The organism is Rubellimicrobium roseum, from assembly GCF_006152145.1.
Lineage (GTDB): Bacteria > Pseudomonadota > Alphaproteobacteria > Rhodobacterales > Rhodobacteraceae > Rubellimicrobium > Rubellimicrobium roseum.
This window is the reverse complement of the sequence record NZ_VDFV01000005.1, coordinates 78,759-99,091: the sequence shown is the minus strand read 5'-3', so window position 1 is coordinate 99,091 and position 20,333 is coordinate 78,759. Positions and strand designations below refer to the sequence as shown.

At 71.1% G+C, this 20,333-nt stretch carries 19 protein-coding genes; 5 read left to right on the top strand and 14 right to left on the bottom strand.

Annotated elements, in window-relative coordinates:
* Position 1: 1 nt before the first annotated feature.
* The 10 genes from FHG71_RS06925 to trpS form a co-directional block, all read right to left on the bottom strand.
* On the bottom strand, positions 2-1,171 hold the full coding sequence (locus FHG71_RS06925; RefSeq protein WP_139080902.1) for an ABC transporter permease: 1,170 nt from the start codon (positions 1,169-1,171) through the stop codon (positions 2-4).
* Positions 1,171-2,724 carry an ABC transporter ATP-binding protein gene (locus FHG71_RS06920; protein ID WP_139080901.1) on the bottom strand — a complete coding sequence of 518 codons (1,554 nt, stop codon included), beginning with the start codon at positions 2,722-2,724 and terminating at the stop codon, positions 1,171-1,173. The genes FHG71_RS06925 and FHG71_RS06920 overlap by 1 nt, the downstream gene beginning before the upstream one ends.
* 78 nt (positions 2,725-2,802) lie before the next feature.
* Positions 2,803-3,804: a BMP family lipoprotein gene (locus FHG71_RS06915; RefSeq protein WP_139080900.1), complete on the bottom strand. Its 1,002-nt coding sequence runs from the start codon at positions 3,802-3,804 to the stop codon at positions 2,803-2,805.
* Between the two features lie 112 nt (positions 3,805-3,916).
* On the bottom strand, positions 3,917-4,330 hold the full coding sequence (locus FHG71_RS06910; protein ID WP_139080899.1) for a GNAT family N-acetyltransferase: 414 nt from the start codon (positions 4,328-4,330) through the stop codon (positions 3,917-3,919).
* Positions 4,327-4,980, bottom strand: a complete 654-nt coding sequence (gene tsaB / locus FHG71_RS06905; RefSeq protein ID WP_139080898.1) for a tRNA (adenosine(37)-N6)-threonylcarbamoyltransferase complex dimerization subunit type 1 TsaB — start codon at positions 4,978-4,980, stop codon at positions 4,327-4,329. Before tsaB ends, FHG71_RS06910 begins: the two co-directional genes overlap by 4 nt.
* Positions 4,967-5,530 (bottom strand): NifU family protein, encoded by a 564-nt coding sequence (locus tag FHG71_RS06900; RefSeq protein WP_139080897.1) that lies wholly within the window; start codon positions 5,528-5,530, stop codon positions 4,967-4,969. The genes tsaB and FHG71_RS06900 overlap by 14 nt, the downstream gene beginning before the upstream one ends.
* Positions 5,531-5,681: 151 nt before the next feature.
* Positions 5,682-6,089 carry a hypothetical protein gene (locus FHG71_RS06895; RefSeq protein ID WP_139080896.1) on the bottom strand — a complete coding sequence of 136 codons (408 nt, stop codon included), beginning with the start codon at positions 6,087-6,089 and terminating at the stop codon, positions 5,682-5,684.
* Positions 6,090-6,211: 122 nt separating this feature from the next.
* Positions 6,212-6,829 (bottom strand): CPBP family glutamic-type intramembrane protease, encoded by a 618-nt coding sequence (locus FHG71_RS06890; RefSeq protein ID WP_139080895.1) that lies wholly within the window; start codon positions 6,827-6,829, stop codon positions 6,212-6,214.
* A 3-nt stretch (positions 6,830-6,832) separates the two neighbouring features.
* Entirely contained in the window at positions 6,833-7,288 is a 456-nt protein-coding gene (locus tag FHG71_RS06885; RefSeq protein ID WP_139080894.1) for a universal stress protein, read from the bottom strand.
* 127 nt (positions 7,289-7,415) lie between these two features.
* Entirely contained in the window at positions 7,416-8,450 is a 1,035-nt protein-coding gene (trpS, locus tag FHG71_RS06880; RefSeq protein ID WP_139080893.1) for a tryptophan--tRNA ligase, read from the bottom strand.
* 89 nt (positions 8,451-8,539) lie between these two features.
* Here trpS and FHG71_RS06875 point away from each other — a divergent pair, with 89 nt between their 5' ends.
* Positions 8,540-9,250, top strand: a complete 711-nt coding sequence (locus tag FHG71_RS06875; RefSeq protein ID WP_139080892.1) for a rhomboid family intramembrane serine protease — start codon at positions 8,540-8,542, stop codon at positions 9,248-9,250.
* On the opposite strand, the gene murJ is transcribed toward FHG71_RS06875, so the two are convergent.
* The 3 genes from murJ to FHG71_RS06860 form a co-directional block, all read right to left on the bottom strand.
* Positions 9,247-10,788, bottom strand: a complete 1,542-nt coding sequence (murJ, locus tag FHG71_RS06870) for a murein biosynthesis integral membrane protein MurJ (RefSeq protein WP_139080891.1) — start codon at positions 10,786-10,788, stop codon at positions 9,247-9,249. The two genes, FHG71_RS06875 and murJ, sit on opposite strands and share 4 nt — an antisense overlap.
* 273 nt (positions 10,789-11,061) lie before the next feature.
* A complete protein-coding gene (locus FHG71_RS06865; protein WP_176559316.1) occupies positions 11,062-13,890 on the bottom strand; it encodes a [protein-PII] uridylyltransferase in 2,829 nt (942 codons plus the stop codon).
* Complete coding sequence (locus FHG71_RS06860; protein WP_139080890.1) at positions 13,850-15,034, bottom strand: penicillin-binding protein activator; 1,185 nt, start codon at positions 15,032-15,034, stop codon at positions 13,850-13,852. The genes FHG71_RS06865 and FHG71_RS06860 overlap by 41 nt, the downstream gene beginning before the upstream one ends.
* A gap of 91 nt (positions 15,035-15,125) precedes the next feature.
* On the opposite strand from FHG71_RS06860, the gene rsmI reads away from it, so the two are divergent.
* The 4 genes from rsmI (at position 15,126) to FHG71_RS06840 (ending at position 18,739) form a co-directional block, all read left to right on the top strand.
* Positions 15,126-15,977, top strand: coding sequence for a 16S rRNA (cytidine(1402)-2'-O)-methyltransferase (gene rsmI / locus FHG71_RS06855; protein WP_139080889.1), 852 nt, complete (start codon positions 15,126-15,128; stop codon positions 15,975-15,977).
* Between the two features lie 76 nt (positions 15,978-16,053).
* Positions 16,054-16,380 (top strand): YraN family protein, encoded by a 327-nt coding sequence (locus FHG71_RS06850; protein WP_425467337.1) that lies wholly within the window; start codon positions 16,054-16,056, stop codon positions 16,378-16,380.
* A 141-nt stretch (positions 16,381-16,521) separates the two neighbouring features.
* Positions 16,522-17,478 carry a glutathione synthase gene (gshB, locus tag FHG71_RS06845; RefSeq protein WP_139080887.1) on the top strand — a complete coding sequence of 319 codons (957 nt, stop codon included), beginning with the start codon at positions 16,522-16,524 and terminating at the stop codon, positions 17,476-17,478.
* A gap of 109 nt (positions 17,479-17,587) precedes the next feature.
* Positions 17,588-18,739: a hypothetical protein gene (locus FHG71_RS06840; protein WP_139080886.1), complete on the top strand. Its 1,152-nt coding sequence runs from the start codon at positions 17,588-17,590 to the stop codon at positions 18,737-18,739.
* 77 nt (positions 18,740-18,816) lie between these two features.
* Here FHG71_RS06840 and FHG71_RS06835 read toward each other — a convergent pair whose 3' ends face one another.
* Positions 18,817-20,331 (bottom strand): YifB family Mg chelatase-like AAA ATPase, encoded by a 1,515-nt coding sequence (locus tag FHG71_RS06835; RefSeq protein WP_139080885.1) that lies wholly within the window; start codon positions 20,329-20,331, stop codon positions 18,817-18,819.
* Positions 20,332-20,333 lie beyond the last annotated feature (2 nt).

Genomic DNA, 20,333 nt, shown 5'->3' with positions numbered 1-20,333 from the left:
CTTACTCCGCGGCCGGGGTGGTGGAGGTGGGGGCCGCGTCGCGGCCCGGCGGGTGACGCGTCGGCCCCGGTGGCGAGAGCGGGGCCCGTGCGCGGCGGCGAGCGAAGAGCCGCTCCACCGGCATCCGCACCATGTTGTCGAGCGCGCCGGTGAACAGGATGACGAGCGCCTGGATGACCACGATCATCTCGCGCGGGATGCCCAGCATCAGGCCCAGCTCGCTGCCGCCTTGGTAAAGGATGCCGAACAGGATCGCGGCCAGGAACACGCCCAACGGATGCGACCGGCCCATGAGCGCCACGGCGATGCCGATGAAGCCCGCGCCCTCGACGGCGTTGAGGATCAGCCGCTCGGCCTCGCCCAGGGTGTTGTTGATCGCCATCATCCCCGCGAGCGCGCCCGAGATGAGCATGGTCACGACGATGATCTTGGTCGAGCCGATGCCCGCGTAGCGCGCGGCTCCCTCCGAAAAGCCGAAGGCCCGGATCTCGTAGCCCAGGCGCGTCTTCCAGATCAGCAGCCAGACCAGCACGCACAAGGCCACCGCTACGAAGAAGGTGACGTTCGCGGGCGTGCCGCGGAACAGGATCGTCTCGCCGAAGGAGAACATGTCCCGGAAGGAGGGGACGTGGGTCGCCTCGGGGAAGGGGGCGGTCGCCGTCTCCATGGTGCCCGTGGGCTTGAGCGGCCCCACGAGCAGGTAGTTGAGCAGCGCCGCGGCGATGAAGTTGAACATGATCGTCGTGATGACGATGTGGCTGCCGCGCTTGGCCTGCAGGACCGCCGGGATCGCCGCCCAGGCCGCCCCGAAGAGCGCGGAGGCGACGACCGCGCCGATCAGCGCGAGGCTCCAGTGCGGCCAGGGCAGGTAGAGCGCGACGAGCGCCACGCCCAGGCCCCCGATCGCGGCCTGCCCCTCGCCTCCGATGTTGAAGAGCCGCGCATGGCTGGCCACGGCCACGGCAAGGCCCGTGAACATGAAGTTCGTCGCGTAGTAGAGCGTGTAGCCCCAGGCGTAGGTCGAGCCCACGGAGCCCGAGACCATGATCCGCAGCGCCTCCCAGGGGTTCTGACCGATGGCCAGGAGCACCCCCGCCGAGATGATCGCGGCCAGCAGCAGCGAGATCAGCGGGATCAGGATGACGTCGGCCCAGCGCGGCATGCGGTCCATCAGCGGGCCCCCTCGGTCACGCCGGCCATCAGGAGGCCGAGCTCGTTGGCGTTGGTCTGGGTGGCCAGCCGCTCGCCCATGATGCGGCCGTCGAACATCACCGCGATGCGGTCCGACAGCGACAGGATCTCGTCGAGTTCCACGCTCACCAGCAGGATCGCCTTGCCCGCGTCCCGCAGGGCCACGATCTGCTTGTGGATGAACTCGATGGCGCCGATGTCCACGCCGCGCGTGGGCTGGCCGATCAGCAGGAGGTCGGGGCCGGACTCGATCTCGCGCGCGACGACGATCTTCTGCTGGTTGCCGCCCGAGAAGTTCTTGGCGGCCAGCATCGGGTCGGGCGGGCGCACGTCGAAGCGGGCCATCTTGTCGGCCGTGTCGGCCTTCATGGCGGCCTGGTCCATCATCGCGCCCTTCGAATAGGCGTCGCGGGCGTGGTAGCCCAGCGCGATGTTCTCCCATGCGGCGAAATCGAGGATGAGGCCCTGCGCCTGACGGTCCTCGGGGATGTGGCCGATGCCGGCGTCGCGCCGGTCGCGCGCGTCCTCGCGGCCCGTGAGGTCGAGGGGGCGGCCCTTCATGCGGACGGTCCCCGTGGCGCGCATGGTGCCGCCCAGCACCTCCAGCAGCTCGGACTGGCCGTTGCCGGCGACGCCGGCGATGCCCAGGATCTCTCCGGCGCGGACGGTGAGCGAGACGCCCTTGAGCCGCTCCACGCCCTTGGCGTCCACGACGCGGAGGTTCTCGACCTCCAGCACCGGCTCTCGCGGGGTGGCGGGGACCTTGTCGACGTTCAGCAGCACCTTGCGGCCCACCATCAGCTCGGCGAGCTGGACGGGGCTCGTCTCGGCGGTCCTGACGGTCGCCGTCATCTCGCCCCGGCGCATCACGGACACCGTGTCGGTGATCTCCATGATCTCGCGCAGCTTGTGGGTGATCAGGATGATGGTCTTGCCCTGCTCGCGCAGGTTGCGAAGGATGCGGAACAGGTGGTCGGCCTCGGGCGGGGTCAGCACGCCCGTGGGCTCGTCGAGGATCAGGATGTCGGCCTTGCGGTAGAGGGCCTTGAGGATCTCCACCCGCTGCTGGAAGCCCACGCCGATCTCCTCGATCACGGCGTCGGGGTCGACCTCCAGCTCGTATTCCTCGGCGAGGCTCCTAAGCTCGCGCCGGGCGCGGGCGAGCGAGGGGCGCAGGAGACCCGAATCCTCGGCCCCCAGGACGATGTTCTCCAGCACCGTGAAGTTCTCCACGAGCTTGAAGTGCTGGAACACCATGCCGATCCCGGCGCGGATGGCGGCCTGGGAATCGGGGATGCGGGTCGGGCGGCCCGCGACCAGGATCTCGCCCGAATCGGCGTGGTAGAAGCCGTAGAGGATCGACATCAGGGTGGACTTGCCCGCCCCGTTCTCGCCGATGATGCCGTGGATGGTGCCCGGCATCACCCGCAGGGTGATGTCCTTGTTGGCTTGCACGGGGCCGAAGGCCTTGGAGATGCCGCGCAGCTCGATGGCGGGGACGGCGGTGGCGGCGGGAACCGTGTCGAGGGCCATGGGCGGGTCCTTCCGATTGCGGAAGGGGGCCGCGACCCGGATGCCCGGCCGCGGCCCCCCGATGTCAGCGCGCGCGGATCAGAAGGTCAGCGCGGGGCAGCTCTCGTCCGTCATGTAGTCGTGGACCGTGAGTTCGCCGCTCGCGATCTGCGCGGCGGCCTGGTCGACGGCGGCCTTGATCTCCTCGGTGACGAGGGGCTGGTTGTGCTCGTCGAGCGCGTAGCCCACGCCCTCGTTGCCCACGCCCATCACCTGCACGCCCACCTCGACCTCGGCGCCGGCCGTCATGGCCTCGTGGACGGCGTTGTCGACGCGCTTGACCATCGAGGTCAGCACCTCGCCCGGGTGGAGGTAGTTCTGGTTCGAGTCGACGCCGATCGACAGGATATCGTTGTCGGCCGCCGTCTGCAGCACGCCCAGGCCGCTGCCGCCGGCCGCGGCATAGACCACGTCCACGCCCTGGCTGATCTGGGCCAACGTCAGCTCCGAGGCGCGGGCCGGGTCGTTCCAGGCAGCGGGCGTCGTGCCGGTGAAGTTGGTGACGATGGTGGCGTCGGGGTTCGCCGCCTTCACGCCCTGCGCGTAGCCGCAGCCGAACTTGCGGATGAGCGGGATGTCCATGCCGCCCACGAAGCCCACGGTGCCGGACTCCGACGCCATGCCGGCCATCAGGCCTACGAGGTAGGAGCCCTCGTGCTCGTTGAACACCACCGAGCGGACGTTGGGCTGCTCGACCACGGCGTCGACGATGACGAACTTGGTCTCGGGGTAGTCGGGGGCGATCTCGTTCAGGGGCGTGGCGGACATGAAGCCCACCATGATGATGGGGCTGTGGCCCTGCTCCGCGAAGCGGCGGATGGCCTGCTCGCGCTGGGGCTCGGCGGTCAGCTCGAACTCGGCGTAGCTTTCGCCGGTTTCTTCCGCCCAGCGCTGGGCGCCGTTGAAGGCGCTCTCGTTGAAGGACTTGTCGAACTTGCCGCCCAGGTCGAAAATCACCGCCGGGCCGGCGTCCTGCGCCATCGCGCCGCCGGCCAGAAGCGCCAGCGCCGAGGCGCCAAGGAAGGTCGAAAGTTTCGTCATGCGTCTCCCAGTCCTGTCTTGGGGGCCGCAGTGGCCCCAGGCCATGCGCGATCAAGCATCGGCCCGTCGAAAGGGTCAACTGGCTTTTCCGTGCCTTTTCCGCGACGGTGCGTCACCGGAGCGGGCGGGACAGAACCAATGCGGCGGCCGGAACGGCACCGTTTCGGGGATAATATCCGGGACGGCGGCCAACCTGCGCATAGCCCCGATTCGCATAGAGCGCGCGGGCGGGCGCGTTGTCCTCGGCCACCTCCAGGAAGGCCCTCTCGGCACCCCGCGTCCGGGCTTCGGCCTCGAAGCGGGCGAGGAGGGCGGCGGCCAGCCCCCGCCGCCGGTGCGCGGGATCGGTGGCGACGGTCAGGACCTCGGCCTCGTCCAGCGTCACGCGGCCCAGGAGAAAGGCGCGGTCGTCGCCCAGCAGGACCGTACCGGGGAGGCCCAGCAGCGACGCGAACTCCGCCGCCGACCAGGGCCGGTCGCTGTCGAAGGCGGCGGCGTGCAGCCGGGCCAGGGCCTCGGGCGTCATCCGGGCAGGATCGAGGGGGCGGGATCGCGCGGGGGCGCGGCGTCGGGCGCGCGCAGATAGAGCGGCGCGGGCCGCGGGTTGTCCTGACCCAGGCGGCTCGCGGCAAGGCGGGCGACGCCCTCGGCCAAGGGAACGAGGGGAGGGGAGGCGACGCCGCCGCAACGCGCGGCCAGCGTCTCGGCGAAGTCGCCGATCACGGGCGTGCCGGGGGGCAGGGAGGGCAGAGAGGCGTCCATTCCCTGCGTGAGCGGGGCGAAGGCCGCCGGCCCGAAGGCCTGGAGATGGACCTGCCCGAGCCGCGCGTCGCGGGCCACGAGCGCCGCGTCACGGCCCCAGGCCAGAGCCTCGAAGACGGTGACGCCGATGGCGGGAACCTTAAGCCCCAGCGCCAGGCCGCGCGCGAGCGCCACGCCGATGCGGACGCCCGTGAAGTTGCCGGGCCCGGTGCCGACGCCCAGGGCCGAAAGGTCGCGCCAGGTGACGCCGCCCTCGCGCAGGATCTCCTCCAGAAGCGGCAGGAGCCGCTCGGCCTGTCCGGTAGACATGGCCTCCGCGCGGCTCGCGAGGACCCGGTCTTCCGACAGCAGCGCGGCCGCGCAATGCGCGGCCGAGGTGTCGAAGGCAAGGACGAGGGGCTCAGGCCGCGACAGGGCGGACCTCGGTCACCTCGGGAATGTAGTGCCGCAGGAGGTTCTCGATCCCCATCTTGAGCGTGAGCGTCGAGGAGGGGCAGCCCGCGCAGGCCCCCTGCATGTGCAGGTAGACCACGCCGCGCTCGAAGCCGTGGAAGGTGATGTCGCCGCCGTCCTGCGCGACCGCGGGCCGGACGCGGGTGTCCAGAAGCTCCTTGATCTGCTCGACAATGGCGGCGTCGGCGCCGTCATGGGCCGCATGGCCCGAGGCGGCGGGCGCCGGGCCGTCCAGCACCGGCTGGCCGGATTGGAAATGGTCCATGATCGCGCCCAGGATCGCGGGCTTGATGTGGGTCCAGTCCACCTCGGCCGCCTTGGTGACGGTCACGAAATCCGAGCCCAGGAACACGCCCGTCACGCCCTCGATCGCGAAGATGCGGCGCCCGAGCGGCGACTTCTGCGCGGACTCGGCGTCGGGCAGGTCGGCGGTGCCGGTGCCCAGCACCGTCTCGCCGGGCAGGAACTTGAGCGTGGCCGGATTGGGCGTCGATTCGGTCTGGATGAACATGGGGCGGGCCTCCGTGAGGACCCCGATATGCGCCCTCGGACCCCGGACGTCAAGGATTTGGAATGGTTCTAATCTGGCCGTGCCGGGCCGGACCGGCCCATGCGAAAGGGCGCCGGACTGGCCGACGCCCTGACTTGGATTGCGCGTTCGATCAGTTGTCGGCCTGGCCGTCGCCGTCGCCGCCGTCACCGTCGCCGCCGGGATTGCCGGGCGGGCTCATCTCGATCTCCTGCTCGGCCACGTCGGCGCCGCCTTCGACCAGAACGGCCAGCACCGAGTCGGCGTTGGGCGGGGTCAGGAGCGTGATGCGCACGTTCTCGTTGGCGCCCGCCGTCACGGGGATCGAGCCCAGCACCTCGCCCTCGTTGGTGCCGGCGATGCGGCGGATCTGCACCTCGCCATCGGCGGTGGCCGTCACCAACGGGATCTCGATGACGTTGTTGCTGTCCTGGACGGGGATGATCCCGAAGGCGTCGGCGGTGGCGAGGGTTTCCTGGGCGGTGGCAAGGCCGGCCGAGCCGATCAGGGCGGCCGCTGCCAGAATGGCAAGCTTGTTCATGTCGTGGTCCTCGTGAAAGGGTCCGCCTCTTGTGCGGTCCGGCAGGCAACGCGCCGTAGTTGGGAAAGGTTTCCTTGGGCGCGGGAACGGCTCCGTGAATTTTTCACGTAGGGCCGGTCCCTTCAGCCGGCGGCGCCCGACTGCGCGAGGAGGCCCGTGAAGAGGAAAAGGTTGAGCCCGGCATGGGCCAGGATCGAGACCCCGAGCGTCCCGCTGAGGAGCCGCGCCGCCGTCCAGACCCCGCCCAGCGCCAGGGGCGCCATGACCGCCAGATGGGGCGCGAGCCCGGTCGAAACGCCCTGCGCCCCGAGCCAGGCGAGATGGAATGCCCAGTAGAGCCCCAGCGCCAGCGCCGCCGGCCCCGGATCGGGGCGGGGCCACAGCGCGCCGCGCCAGAACAGCTCCTCGAGCACCGCGTGAAGGATGGCGGCCAGCCCCGCGGCCAGCAGCAGATGGGCCGGCAGCACGACCGTCCCCAGGAGGCGCATGGTGACGGCCCCCAGCGCGATCACCGGCAGCGCGAGGAGCACCGCCGCGAGCCGCCCCGGCGAACGGGCCTGCGCGAGCGCCAGCAGCCCGTCCCGGTCCTGCCGCGCCAGCACCGCGCCCAGGGTCGCCCAGTAGGCCACAAGCCCGAGGCCCGCGCCCACCAGGGGCGGCAGCCAGCCCGTCAGGAGGTGGAGAAGGCCGTAAAGGAGGGGGATCGCCAGGACGGCCCCGAAGGCGAGACGGCCGTCCATGGCTCAGGTGATCGCCTCCAGGCGCTCCTTGGACAGATCCCCCGGCACGATGGTGATGGGCACGGTCAGGGTGCCCGCCTGCTTGCTGAGCGCGGTCACGAGCGGGCCCGGCCCCTTGCTGTCGGTGCCCGCGCCCAGGACCAGCACGGCGATCTCCGGGTCCTCGCGGATCTGGGCCATGATCTCGGGCACGGCCTCGCCCTCGCGGATCACCAGCTCGGGGTCGACGCCCTGCCGGTCGCGCATCCACTTGGCGAAGACCTCGAAGTGGACGGCGATGCGCTCGCGCGCTTCCTCGCGCATGATGTCGCCCACGCCCACCCAGGCGCCGAAGTCGGCCGGGTCGACGATGGACAGCACCTGCACGCCGCCCCCCGTGCGCGCCGCGCGCATCGCGGCGAAGCGCATTGCGTTGAGGCATTCGCGCGTGTCGTCGAGAACCACCAGAAACTTGCGCACGCGCCCTCCCCCCGGCTGCGCGGCCAATCTGGCCGAAGGCCCGCCCCCTTGCAACCGGGGCCGGCGCGACGGGCGCAGGCGGGGGGCGTCATCGTCACCCCCCTGTGCCGCCGGCCCGCGAAGGGCCTCAGGCCCTCACGAGGCCCACGATGTCGTAGGTGCGCTGAAGGATCGGCTGCGCGATGGCGCGCGCGCGCTCGGCCCCGCGGGCGAGCAGGCGGTCGATCTCGGCGGGGTCTGCGGTCAGGCGCTTCATCTCGGCCGAGATGGGCGACAGCTTCTCGACCGCCAGTTCGGCCAGCGCCGGCTTGAACCGCCCCCAGCCCGCGCCGGGATACTGCGCCAGCACCTCGGCGGGCGACAGGTCCGCGAGCGCCGCGTAGATGTCCACGAGGTTCTTCGCCTCGGGCCGCCCCTCCAGTCCTTCGACCGTCTCGGGCAGCGGCGCGGGGTCGGTGCGCGCCTTCTGGAGCTTCTTCGCGATCAGGTCCGCGTCGTCGGTCATGTTGATGCGCTCCATGTCCGATTCGCCGGACTTGGACATCTTCTTGGTGCCGTCGCGCAGGTTCATCACCCGCATCGCGGGCCCCTCGATCACCGGATGGGTGAGCGGGAAGAAGTCCACGCCGAAGTCGTGGTTGAACTTGGCCGCGATGTCGCGCGTCAGCTCCACATGCTGCTTCTGGTCCTCGCCCACGGGGACGTGGGTCGCGTGGTAGAGCAGGATGTCCGCCGCCATCAGCGACGGATAGGCGTAAAGGCCGAGCGACTGCTTTTCGGCGTTCCTGCCGGCCTTCTCCTTGAACTGCGTCATGCGGTCCATCCAGCCCACGCGGGCCACGCAGTTGAAGATCCAGCCCAGCTCGGCGTGCTGGCTCACCTGGGACTGGTTGAACAGGATCGACCGCTCCGGGTCGATGCCCGAGGCCAGGAACCCCGCCGCGACCTCGCGCGTGGCGGCGCGCAGCTCGGCCGGGTCCTGCCAGACGGTGATCGCATGGAGGTCCACGACGCAGTAGATCGTCTCGAAGGAGCCTTCGTCCTGCGTCTGCACGAAGCGCTTGATCGCGCCCAGGTAGTTCCCGAGCGTGAGCCCGCCCGAGGGCTTGATCCCCGAGAAGACGCGGGGGGTGAAACGGCTCTCGCGCGTGGGCTCGCTCATGGGGGGATGTCCGCTGGCCTATGGGGTCGGGCTCGATTATCGGGGCCCCCGACCCACGTCAACCGAGCCCCGCCCCACGGAGACCCGCCATGGCCCGATCCTTCCAGCGCCCGCTGCCCGAGCCCGTGCCGGGGCAGAGCCCGGTCAACCCCGTGCCGCCCGCGGTGGTGGCGCTGGTGCTGGTGCTCGGGCTGACCGAGGCGGCGCTGTCGCTGGGAGGCGCGGGACTTGCGGGCGGGCCCGGCGCCGTAGGCTGGCGCGTGGCGCTGATCGAGCGCTTCGCCGTCTCGCCGGCCGTGGTCGACTATGCCCTCATGGGGCGCTGGGATGGCCCCCTGCTCCTGCGCTTCGTAGCCTATCCCTTCGTCCACGGCAGCGTCATGCACGCGCTCTTCGCCGGGGCGCTGCTGCTGGCGCTGGGCAAGTTCGTGGCCGAGGGGATGGGGCAGGCGGCGGCGCTCGCGGTCTTCGTGGCCGGGACGGTCGGGGGGGCGCTGGGCTTCGGGCTGCTCCTCGACGGGGCGCAGCCGCTCTTCGGGGCCTATCCGGGCATCTACGGCCTGATCGGGGCCTTCACCTACCTGACTTGGCTGCGGCTCGGGCAGGTGGGAGAGAACCGGCTCATGGCCTTCCGCATGATCGGGATGCTCCTGGCGATCCAGCTAGTCTTCGCGGCGCTGTTCGGGGGCAGCCCGCAATGGGTGGGCGACGTGGCGGGCTTCGTCGCGGGGGGCCTCGCGGCGGTGGCGGTGGCGCCCGGCGGCCTTCGGGCGCTCCGGGCGCGGCTGCGGGCCCGCTAGCGGCGCAGCGCCCCGCGCAGGTCGGCGGCGCGGAAGGCGCCGATGGCGAAGCCGGTGCCGAAATAGGCCGCGATCCCCAAGGCGCAGAGCCCCGCCAGCGCAAGGTAGCGCAGCCCCGGCGCGTGCAGCGCCGCGTCGAGCGCCTCCGCCCCCAGCCACAGGACCGCCCCCATCGCCACCGAGGCCCCCGCGATGCGCGGCAGCCGGGCGCGCAGGCGGTCGTCCATCCGGCTCGCGTCGCCCATGGAGCGCGCGCCGCGCCAGAGTTGCCAGACCATCGTCCAGCCCGCGACGGTCGTTCCCAGCGCGGCGGCGAGGAAGCCGATGAAGGGGGAAAGGCCCACGGCCACGGCGGCGTTCACCACCATGGCCCAGACCGCGTAATGGAAGGGCCTCCGCGTGTCCTCGCGGGCGTAGAACAGCGGCTGGAGCACCTTGTGGAGCACGAAGGCCGGCAGGCCCGCGCCATAGACGGCCAGGACCCAGGCGGTGGCGATCGTGTCCTCGCGGTCGAAGGCGCCGCGCTCGAACAGGACCGAGATCAGCGGGTAGGCCAGCACCACCAGCGCCACGGCCGCCGGGACGGTCAGCGCCAGCGCGATCTCGGCCGCGCGGTTGAAGGCGTGGCGCCCCCCTTCGTGGTCGTCCGCGCGCAGGCGGCGCGACAGGTCCGGCAGCAGCACCGTGCCGATGGCGATGCCCACCACGCCCAGGGGCAGCTGGTAGAGCCGGTCGGCGTAGGACAGCCAGGCCACCGCGCCCTCGAAGAAGCTCGCCACCTGCCGGCCGACGAGCAGGTTGACCTGCACCACCCCGCCCGCCAGCATCGCGGGCCCGGCGATGCGGGCCAGGCGCTTGAGGTCGGGCGAGAGATGCGGGCGCTGGAGCCGGGGCGCGTAGCCCGCGCGCCGCGCAGCCACCCAGGTCAGGGCGAGCTGCGCGATCCCCGTGACCGGCACCGTCCAGGCGAGCGTGAGCCCCATGTCCCACCCGGCCGCGTCGGCCAGCAGCATCGCGGCGATGAACATGAGGTTCATCAGCACCGGGACCACGCCGGCTTCGGTGAACCGGCCGAAGGCGTTGAGCACGCCCGACAGCAGCGCCACGAGGCTGATGAACAGGATGTAGCAGAAGGCGATGCGCCCATAGAGCACCGCCAGGTCGAAGCGCTCGTCCCCCGCGAAGCCCGCCGCCATGGCCCAGACGAGCCAGGGCATCAGCAGCGTGCCGAGGAGCGAGAAGAGGATCAGGACCGTGGCCAGCCCGTTGAAGGCGTCGCGGGCGAAGCCGCGGGCGTCCTCGCCGCCTTCCAGCTTCTTGGCGAAGATCGGCACGAAGGCCATGTTGAACGCCCCTTCCGCGAAGAAGCGCCGGAACATGTTGGGGAGGCTGAAGGCCACGAGGAAGGCCTCGGCCGCCGGGCCCGCGCCCAGGTAGGCCGCCATCATCACGTCCCGCGTGAAGCCCGCGACGCGGGACAGCAGCGTCCAGGACCCGACGGTCAGGACGCCCCGGACGAGGCGGATCGGCTTGGCCATGATGTCTGTCCCTCCGGCCCGCCGGGGCGGGCGTTGCCGTTCCTCTAGCCCCAGCGAAGGCGGGTGCCCAGAGGGCTCGGCGTCCCTGGGCCGGGGGCCGACCTTGCAGGATGGGCCCGGCGCGGGGGGTGTTGCGCCGATCCCCGGACCACCGCGCGGTGGTGCAAGGGTCCGTTAACCGGTCCGGGCGATCCTGCCGCCATGACACGCGACCGCATCACCCGTTCCGCCGCCCTGCCGTCCCTCCGGGGACGGGCCGCGCGCGTCCGGCCCTCAGGCCCGCGCGCGCGCCGCGCCCTGCTCGATCGCCTCGCGCAGCTTGCGCTCCAGCGCGCGCTGGCGTCCTTCGGCGTGGAACTTCAGGCCGAACATATCCTTGACGTAGAAGGTGTCGACCGCCTGCTCGCCATAGGTCGCGATCACCGCCGAGGCGATGTAGACGTTGTTCGCCGCCAGCGTCCGCGTGAGATCGTACAGAAGGCCGGGCCGGTCGCGGGTGTCCACCTCGATGATCGTGTAGATGTCGGACCCGGTGTTGTCGAAGGCGATGCTGGTGGGCACCTCGAAGGCGGCCTCGCGCTTCTTGAGCTTGTCGCGGGTCTTGAACGCCTCGCGCGCGACGACCTCGCCCTTGAGCGTGCGCTCGATCATCTGGCGCAGGCGCGGCAATCGCGCCTCCTCGAAGGGCTTGCCCTCGCCGTCCTGGATCCAGAAGGCGGCCGTCGCGTAGCCGTCCTTCGAGGTGTAGGTGCGCGCGTCGCGGATGTTCGCGCCCACGAGCGCCAGGGCGCCGGTAAGCCGCGAGAAGAGCCCCGGATGGTCGGTCATGGCAAAGGCCACGCGGGTGGCGTCGCGCCCTTCGTCGGGCTTGATGTCGATGTGGAAGGCGTCGGTGCCGATCCCGTGCAGCAGATGCGCGAAGACGGCGTGCAGCTCGGTCGGCAGGCCCAGCCAGTAGGGGCCGTAGTGGCGCCCGAGCTCCGCCTCGACCTCGGCGCGCGTCCAGCCGGGCAGGGCGGAGGCGAGCGCCCGGCGGGCCTCCTCCTCGCGCGGGGAGCGGGCGACCTCGGCCGGGACCTGCGCCTGCTGCGCCAGCACCGCCGCATCCGCCGCGGTGTAGAGCGCGCGCAGCAGCATGGCCTTCCAGTTGTTCCAGGTGCCGGGCCCGACGCCCCGGATGTCGCAGACGGTCAGCACCGTCAGAAGGTCGAGCCGTTCCTTGGTGCCCACGCGGGCCACGAAGTCGCGCACTGTCCGCGGCTCGGCGATGTCGCGCTTCTGCGCCACGTCGGACATCAGCAGGTGGTTGCGCACGAGCCAGACCACCGTGTCCGTCTCGCCCGCGCCCAGGCCCAGCCGTCGCGCCAGCGGGCCCGCGATCTCGGCCCCCACGACCGAATGGTCCCCCGGCCGCCCCTTGCCGATGTCATGAAGGAGAAGCGCCACATAGAGCACCCGCCGGTTCACGCCCGCCGTGAGGATGCCGCTCGCCACCGGCAGCTCCTCGACCAACTCGCCCTTCTCGATGCGGGCGAGGTGGCTGATGCACTGGATGGTATGCTCGTCCACCGTGAAGTGGTGGTACATGTTGAACTGCATGAGCGCGACGACGGGCTCGAACTCGGGGATGAAGGCGGCAAGGACGCCCAGCTCGTTCATCCGGCGCAGCGCCCGCTCGGGGTTGCCGTGGCGCAGCAGCAGGTCGAGGAAGATCGCGTTGGCCCGCGGGTCGGCGCGCAGGCGGTCGTCGATCAGGTGCAGGTTCGCCGCCAGGAGCCGCATCGCGTCGGGATGCAGCAGCGTTCCCGTGCGCAGCGCTTCCTCGAAGATGCGCAGGAGGTTCAGCGGATCGGCCAGGAAGGTCCGGTCGTCCGCGACCGTCAGGCGGTTCTGCTTGATGGCGTAGGGCACCCGCGCCTTGGGCCGGCGCGCGAAGAGCCGCATGAGCATCGGCTCGGGCTTCAGGTGGCCCGCTTCCAGCGACACCAGGAAGATCCGCGTGAGCTCGCCCACCTGCGTCGCGTGGCGGAAGTAGTCCTGCATGAAGCGCTCTACCGCGCGGCGGCCGTCACCGCCCTCGTAGCCCATGCGGGTCGCGACCTCGACCTGGAGGTCGAAGGTGAGCTGGTCCACGGGGCGCCCAGTGAGGAAATGCATGTGGCAGCGCACGGCCCAGAGGAAATCCTCGGCCCGGCGGAAGGTGGCGAACTCCTCGGGGGTGAAGACGCCGCGGGTCACCAGTTCGTCGGTGGTCTCGACGCCGTTGACGTATTTCCCGATCCAGAACAACGAATGGAGGTCGCGCAGGCCGCCCTTGCCTTCCTTCACGTTGGGCTCGACCACGTAGCGCTGGCCGCCCTGGCGGGCGTGGCGCTGGGCGCGCTCCTCCAGCTTGGCCTGGAGGTAGTCGGGCCCGGTGACGCGCACGAGCTCCCGCCAGAACCGCTCCCGCAGGCTGGCGGTGAGCGACTCGTCCCCCGTGAGGTGGCGCATCTCCAGCAGGCTCGTGCGGATCGTCGTGTCCTCGCTCGCCAGCGCCAAGGCTTCCTTGATGGAGCGCGTGGCGTGGCCGACCTTCAGCTTGAGGTCCCAGAGGAGATACAGGAGCCCCTCGACCAGCGTCTTCTTGGCAGGCGTCAGCGCGCCGGGCAGCAGCACCATCAGGTCCACGTCGGACTGCGGCGCCATCTCGCCCCGGCCGTAGCCACCCACCGCCAGAAGGGCGAGCCGCTCCTCGCCGGGCGAAAGGGGATCGAGCGCGCGGGCCGCCGCGCAGGCCGACGTCACCACGCCGTCGGTGAGCCAGGCGATCGAACGGGTGGTCTCGCGGCCGGAGGACGGCCGGGCCTCGAAGGCCGCGCGGATCGCGGCCATGCCCTCCTTGCGCGCCTCCGACAGGAGCCGCACGACCTCGCGCCGGACGGCCTTGGGGTCGGCCTCGGGCTGGGCGAGGGGGGCCAACGCCTCGGCCAGCCGGGCCTCCATCCGGGGGGCGTCCCAGATGGCTGAGGCCGGACAGATCAGGCCGTCCGGCGGGACGGTCAGGCTCGGAACGGAAATGTCAGGCGCCGGCGCCGGCGAAGCTGCGGGGAGCGGGGTCAAGGATCACCACTTGGTTGTTGCGCACCGTGGCGACAGCGAGGCCGCGCTGGTTGGTGCCGTCGGGCAGGAAGCGGAAGATCCCCGCCGTGCCCTGGAAGCCTTGCCCCTGGAGGAGAGCCGAGCGCGACAGCGCCGCCCCGCCCCCCCGTTGCGCGAGCGCGCCGATGGCGGCGATCCCGTCATAGGCCAGCGCCGCGATGGGCAGGGGCGTCCCGCCGTATGCGGCCTCGTAGCGCGATTCGAAGGCCTCGCTCAGGGTGGTGTCGGGGATGGCGAAGATACCCTCCTGCAGCGCGGGCTGCGTCAGCACCTGGGGCGTCACGTCCCACCGCGTGAGTCCCACCATCCGCACGGTGCCGGCCGGAAGCCCCGCCTCGGGCAGCGCCGCGGCGAGGAAGGGCAGGTCGACGGTGGAATCGGCCGTGGTGAAGATCGCCTGGGCCCCGGTCGAGGTCGCCGCGGCGGCGATCCCGGAGGCGGCCTGCTGGATGCCCTGCTGCGAGAGCGGATAAGTCTGCACGCCCGTCACCGTCGCTCCGTTCGCCGCCGCCGCGGCCTGGATCGCGTCCCGCCCGAGCGTGCCGCCCAGGTCGTTGCCGTGGGCCACGAGGTAACGGTCGATCCCCTGGCCACGCCCGTAGCGGATCAGCCGCTCGGCGCTGTTGCGGAAGGTGGGCCCCAAGACGAAGACGTTGCCGCCCGCGATGGTGGGGTTGTTGGAGAAGGCCAGCACGTTGACGCCGCTGTCCGCGACGGCCACGCCCACGGCGTTCGCTTCCTCGGCGCGCAGCGGGCCCAGGATGATGGCCGCGCCTTCGGCCACGGCGGTCTGGGCCACGGCCGCCGCCTGCTGCGGATCGCCGCCCGTCGCGTAGACCCGCAGGTCGATCTCGACCCCGCTGAGGTCCCCGATCGCGAGGCGGGCCGCGTTCTCGAGGTTCTGGGCCACGAAGTTATCGGATTCGGTGGGCGAGCCGGCCGGAACCAGTAGCGCCACAGGCACGGGCGCGCCGGGCTCGACAGCCGGGGCCTCGGCGCCGCCGGGGACGGGGCCAGCCACCGGCGCGCAGGCGGTGGCCAGGGCCAGGGCGCCCAGGGCGGCCTGCCCGAGCAGCTTGCGGCGGCTGAGAACCCTTGCGAACATGGCGGAACTCCCCTGGCATTTCATGGCTGGGCGGGACGGCGGCCCGCCTTCTGGGGCCGCATCATAGGCACGGGGCAGGGGGGGTCCAGCCGTGAACGACGCAAAGGTGCCACTTTCCGCCGGGCTCTACCTTGCCGCGACGCCCATCGGCGCGGCGCGCGACATCACGTTGCGGACGCTCGACCTTCTGCGGGACGCCGACATGATCGCGGCCGAGGACACGCGCTCGGCCCGCAAGCTCATGGACATCCACGGCGTGCCCCTGAACGGACGGCGGCTCGTGGCCTGCCACGATCATTCGGGGGAAGGCGTGATCGAAGGTCTCGTGGAGGCAATCGCGGGAGGCGCCTCGGTGGTCTACGTCTCTGAGGCGGGAACCCCGCTCGTCTCGGACCCGGGCTTCACGCTCGCCCGCGCCGCCATCGCGCGGGGATTGCCGGTGACGGCGGCGCCCGGTCCTTCAGCGCTGCTGGCTGCGCTCGCGGTGGCGGGGCTGCCGGCCGACCGTTTCCTCTTCGTCGGCTTCCTGCCCACGACCGAATCCGCCCGCCGCGCCGCCATTGCGGAACTGGCCCCGGTGCCCGCGACGCTGGTGCTCTACGAGTCCCCCAAGCGCATTCACGCCTTGTTAACCGATCTCGTGGCAGTCTTGGGAGAACGCGAGGCCGCGATCTGCCGCGAGCTCACCAAGCGATTCGAGGAGGTGCGGCGGGGGACGCTCGGCGCGTTGCTCGCGGGCCTCGACGACGAGGTGCGGGGCGAGGTGGTCGTCGTGGTCGGCCGGGGCGGGGCGCGCGAGGTGACGGAAGAGGACATCCGCGCCCGTCTGGCCGAGGCGATGCGGACGATGCGGATGAAGGACGCGGCAACGGCGGTGGCCGGGGCACTGGGGCTGCCGCGGCAGAGGGTCTATCAGCTTGCGCTAGGGATGAGAGAGGATTGAGATGGCAGGTGGAGCGACCATCCCTACGGCGGCGCAGCGAGCCGAGCGCGGCGGGCTAGCCTGGCGGAGCGGCGCGATGGCCGAGGAGGCCGTCGCCCGTTGGTACGAGGCCCGGGGTGGTGCTGTCGTCGCACGGCGCTGGCGCAGCCCTTGGGGCGAGGTCGACCTGATCCTCCGCGAGGCTGCGACCGTGGTCGTGGTGGAGGTGAAAAAGGCCCGGAACTTCGACGCCGCCGCGCATCGGCTGGGCCGGCGCCAGATGGACCGCCTCTGCGCCGCCGCCCAGGCCTTCTGCGCGGGCGAACCCCGGGGCGCGCTGACCGATCTGCGCTTCGACCTCGCGCTCGTGGACGCGATGGGGCGGGTCAGGGTGATCGAAAACGCCTTCGGCGAGGATTACTGATCCCGTTCGCGGGGCCAAGTCGGCGCCCCGATCCTCCGTTCCGACGGGGCCGTCCCGCCGCGCCCCGCTGGCTGGCCCTGCTGCGCCTTGCCGTGCTTCGATGGCTGCGCCATGAAGCGGAGGCCAGCAAGGGAGGGCCGCATGGGTCTCAAGGTCGCGTTCCAGATGGACCCCATCGGAGCGGTCAACATCAACGCCGACTCCACCTTCCGCATCGCGCTCGAGGCGCAGGAGCGGGGGCACGAGCTCTTCTACTACACGCCCGACCGGCTCTCCTACCAGGAGGGGCGCGTCATGGCCCGGGGCTGGCCGCTTTCGGTGCGACGGGTGCAGGGCGACCACTTCACGCTGGGTTCGGAGATCGAAGTGGACCTGTCGAGCTTCGACGTGGTCTGGCTGCGACAGGACCCGCCCTTCGACATGAACTACATCACCACCACGCACCTGCTGGAGATGATCCATCCCCGGACGCTGGTGGTGAACGACCCCAACTGGGTGCGCAACTCGCCCGAGAAGCTCCTCGTGCTGCGCTTCCCCGACCTCACGCCGCCGACCGCCATCGCGCGCGACCTCCCCACCCTGCGCGCATTTCGTGAGCGGCACGGCGACATCATCCTCAAGCCGCTGTACGGCAACGGGGGCGCGGGGGTGTTCAAGCTCTCGATGGACGACGGCAACCTCGCCTCGCTTTTCGAACTCTTCACCGGCTTCTCGCGCGAGCCGTTGATCGTGCAGAAGTACCTCCCCGAGGTGAAGAACGGCGACAAGCGGGTGATCCTCGTGGACGGCGAATGCGTGGGTGCCATCAATCGCGTGCCCGCCAAGGGAGAGACGCGCTCCAACATGCACGTGGGCGGGCGGCCCGAGCCCGTTGCCGTCACCGACCGCGACCGCGAGATCTGCGCCCGCATCGGACCCACCCTGCGCGAGAAGGGGCTGGTCTTCGTCGGCATCGACGTGATCGGCGACTGGCTGACCGAGATCAACGTCACCTCTCCGACGGGGATCCAAGAGCTGGAGCGTTTCGATGGCACAAATGCGGCAGCTTTGGTGTGGAGTGCAGTGGAGCGTCGCCGGAGCGGCCGGGAAGCCCCCTGAAAAATCCACGCCACCGCCGCATTGTTGCGCGGTTTGGCGTTGACCATCACCCCAAGAGGATGGCCGGGGTGAGCCCCACCCGGCCATGGCAGGCCGGGGAGTGAACCGCATGTTTCAGATCGATACCGCCATGGGCGTCGCAGGTGCCGTCAGCGCCCTCGCCGCATCCGGGGCCCTATATGGGTCGGTCCAGATCGCCCGGCGCCGCAAGGCCCCCAAGGGCCGCAAGCGGCCCGAGCCCCTGCGGCCCGACGTGGCGCTGCTGCCCGACGGTCCCATCGAGATCGTGCCGGCGCAGATGGTGGCCCTGAAGCCCCTGCCTTTGGATGAAACGGTGGTGGTCCCGTTCGTCCCCATGTCGGAGCCGGCTGGGGTCGTCGAGGAGCCGCGCGCGACCGTCAAGGTTCGCCGCGTCGCCCCTGCGGGCGGAAAGCCGAAGGCTCCGCGCCCGATCGCCCCCGTGGCCCTGGCCGAGGCGACGACCTCGGGCCTGACCGAGGAGCAGCGGGCCGAGCTGCTTTCGCTGGTCGGCGCCTTGCAGTGGGATCGGGCACTGGCTTGCGTCCAGGGCCATGCCGGCCGGGGCCTCGGGCTTGCGGAGCTGGCCGCCGTGGTCGAGGGCCCGGCGCTCGACAGGCTGCGCGCGCTTCCCGAGCGCGAGGTTCGGGCTGGCCTGGGGGGCTATCGTCTGCTTGCGATGCTCGACCCGGCCAACGCCGACTATGCCGCGCGCGTCCTGCGCTTCCAGGGCGCGCTGGAGGACCGGCGCAAGGACCTGTTGGCGCAACTCACCCGCGACGAGGACCGCTTCGAGCCCGGCACCGTCTGGTATAACCACCCCTACAATCCGCGCTTCGACGACGTGCGGCTGCCCATCTGGCTCTACATCGGCTGCAAGGAGGACGGGCAGCCCTGGTTCCGTCTGCGCACCAACTGGCTGGGCGAATCCCGGATCGCGGTGCAGGGCATCGAGGTCATCTACGACGGGATGACCGAGACGTTGACCGAAGGGGCCTACAAGATCGATGCCGACGCCCTTGGCTGGGAGTGGCGGGACGAGCAGGCTACGTTCTATCAAGTCGAGGTGCTGCGTTCGATGGCAGGCGCGCGCGATGTGACGCTGCGCTACAAGGGCGACCCCTACTTCTGCGAGGTCGAACTGGCCGAGGACGAAAAGCAGGCCGTGGCCGACATGCTCGAACTCTACGATCTGATGCGCGCGGCCGCCGTCGCGCAGGTGCCGCAGGCCGAAGCCGCCTGAGATCGCACGACCTGTGACGTCATGAACGGCGGACACCTGCGGGGTCCGCCGTTTTTCAGTTCCTGGCAGGTGGGCTGTCAGACCTCTCGCGAGAAGGCGAGGCGGTAACCGACGGCTTCGGCCACATGGGGGCGGCGGACTCGCTCTGCGCCGTCGAGGTCGGCGATCGTGCGTGCGACTCGCAGCACGCGGTGGTAGCCCCGCGCCGACAATCCGATCCGCTCGGCCACCCTGCCCAGAAGGTCGCGCCCCTCGGCGCAGGGCTCGGCAATCTCCTCCAGAAGGCGTCCTTCGGCATCGGCGTTGAGCCGCACCCTGACCTGGCCGGCAAAACGGCGAGCCTGCAAGGCGCGGGCGCGGGCGATGCGTGCGCCGACCTCTTGGGAGGATTCGCCCGAGGCGGGCAGGTCGAGATCCTGGAAGGCGACGGGCGGCACCTCGACCCGCAGGTCGAAGCGGTCCATCAGCGGCCCCGAGATGCGGCCCATGTAATCCTCGCCACACAGGGGCGCCTTCGCGCAGGAGCGGCCCGCATCGCCCAGGTGCCCGCAGCGGCAGGGATTGGCAGCCGCCACCAGAAGAAACCGGCAGGGATAGCGCACATGGGCGTTGGCGCGGGCGACCACGACCTCACCGGTCTCGATGGGTTGGCGCAGCGTTTCCAGCACCGATTTGGGAAACTCGGGGAACTCGTCGAGGAAGAGCACGCCGTTGTGGGCGAGGCTGACCTCGCCCGGCTTCGCCCCCCGCCCACCCCCGATGATGGCGGCCATGCTTGCGGTGTGGTGGGGTTCGCGGAAAGGACGCGTCCGGCTGATGCCTCCTTCGGTCAGGAGTCCGGCAAGGGAGTGGATCATCGATGTTTCCAGCGCCTCGACCGGGGCGAGCGGCGGCAGGATGCCGGGGAGCCGCGCCGCCAGCATCGACTTGCCCGACCCGGGCGATCCCACGAGCAGCAGGTGGTGCCGCCCCGCCGCGGCGATCTCTAGGGCGCGCTTGGCCCTTTCCTGACCCTTCACGTCGCGCAGGTCGCGGGAAAAGGGAGCCTCGACGACTTCGCCGGGCTGCGATGGCGAGATGGGGGCGTCGCCGGTGAAATGCCGGACGACCTCGGCGAGCGACCCCGCGCCGATCACCTCCACGGCGCCCACCCAGGCAGCCTCGGCGCCCGAGGCTTGGGGGCAGAGCAGCGTGCGCCCTTCCTCGGCCGCGGCCATGGCGGCGGGAAGGGCGCCCAAGACCGGCACGAGCTGGCCGCCGAGCGAGAGCTCGCCCAAGGCGACGGTCCGAGCCACGTCCTCGCGCGGAAGAACGTCGAGCGCCGCGAGCAGCGCCAGCGCGATGGGAAGGTCGAAATGCGAACCCTCCTTGGGCAGGTCGGCCGGCGAGAGGTTCACCGTGATCCGCTTGGAGGGCAGCGCGATGGCCATTTCGGTCAGGGCGGCGCGCACCCGTTCACGCGCTTCAGAAACGGCCTTATCGGGCAGGCCGACGATTCCGAAGGCCGGCATACCCGGCGCGACGGCGCACTGCACCTCGACCAGCCGCGCCTCCACGCCTTCGAACGCCACCGTATAGGCCAGCGCGACCATGC

Excerpts from the sequence above, each read along its gene's own strand:
- FHG71_RS06910 (WP_139080899.1), bottom strand. The coding sequence starts at position 4,330 with ATGACGCCCGAGGCCCTGGCCCGGCTGCACGCCGCCGCCTTCGACAGC.
- FHG71_RS06835 (WP_139080885.1), bottom strand. The coding sequence starts at position 20,331 with ATGGTCGCGCTGGCCTATACGGTGGCGTTCGAAGGCGTGGAGGCGCGG.
- gshB (WP_139080887.1), top strand. The coding sequence starts at position 16,522 with ATGGGTCTCAAGGTCGCGTTCCAGATGGACCCCATCGGAGCGGTCAAC.
- FHG71_RS06900 (WP_139080897.1), bottom strand. The coding sequence starts at position 5,530 with ATGTTCATCCAGACCGAATCGACGCCCAATCCGGCCACGCTCAAGTTC.
- FHG71_RS06895 (WP_139080896.1), bottom strand. The coding sequence starts at position 6,089 with ATGAACAAGCTTGCCATTCTGGCAGCGGCCGCCCTGATCGGCTCGGCC.
- trpS (WP_139080893.1), bottom strand. The coding sequence starts at position 8,450 with ATGAGCGAGCCCACGCGCGAGAGCCGTTTCACCCCCCGCGTCTTCTCG.
- FHG71_RS06875 (WP_139080892.1), top strand. The coding sequence starts at position 8,540 with ATGGCCCGATCCTTCCAGCGCCCGCTGCCCGAGCCCGTGCCGGGGCAG.
- FHG71_RS06925 (WP_139080902.1), bottom strand. The coding sequence starts at position 1,171 with ATGGACCGCATGCCGCGCTGGGCCGACGTCATCCTGATCCCGCTGATC.
- FHG71_RS06840 (WP_139080886.1), top strand. The coding sequence starts at position 17,588 with ATGTTTCAGATCGATACCGCCATGGGCGTCGCAGGTGCCGTCAGCGCC.
- FHG71_RS06920 (WP_139080901.1), bottom strand. The coding sequence starts at position 2,724 with ATGGCCCTCGACACGGTTCCCGCCGCCACCGCCGTCCCCGCCATCGAG.
- FHG71_RS06915 (WP_139080900.1), bottom strand. The coding sequence starts at position 3,804 with ATGACGAAACTTTCGACCTTCCTTGGCGCCTCGGCGCTGGCGCTTCTG.
- FHG71_RS06850 (WP_425467337.1), top strand. The coding sequence starts at position 16,054 with ATGGCCGAGGAGGCCGTCGCCCGTTGGTACGAGGCCCGGGGTGGTGCT.
- FHG71_RS06890 (WP_139080895.1), bottom strand. The coding sequence starts at position 6,829 with ATGGACGGCCGTCTCGCCTTCGGGGCCGTCCTGGCGATCCCCCTCCTT.
- murJ (WP_139080891.1), bottom strand. The coding sequence starts at position 10,788 with ATGGCCAAGCCGATCCGCCTCGTCCGGGGCGTCCTGACCGTCGGGTCC.
- FHG71_RS06860 (WP_139080890.1), bottom strand. The coding sequence starts at position 15,034 with ATGTTCGCAAGGGTTCTCAGCCGCCGCAAGCTGCTCGGGCAGGCCGCC.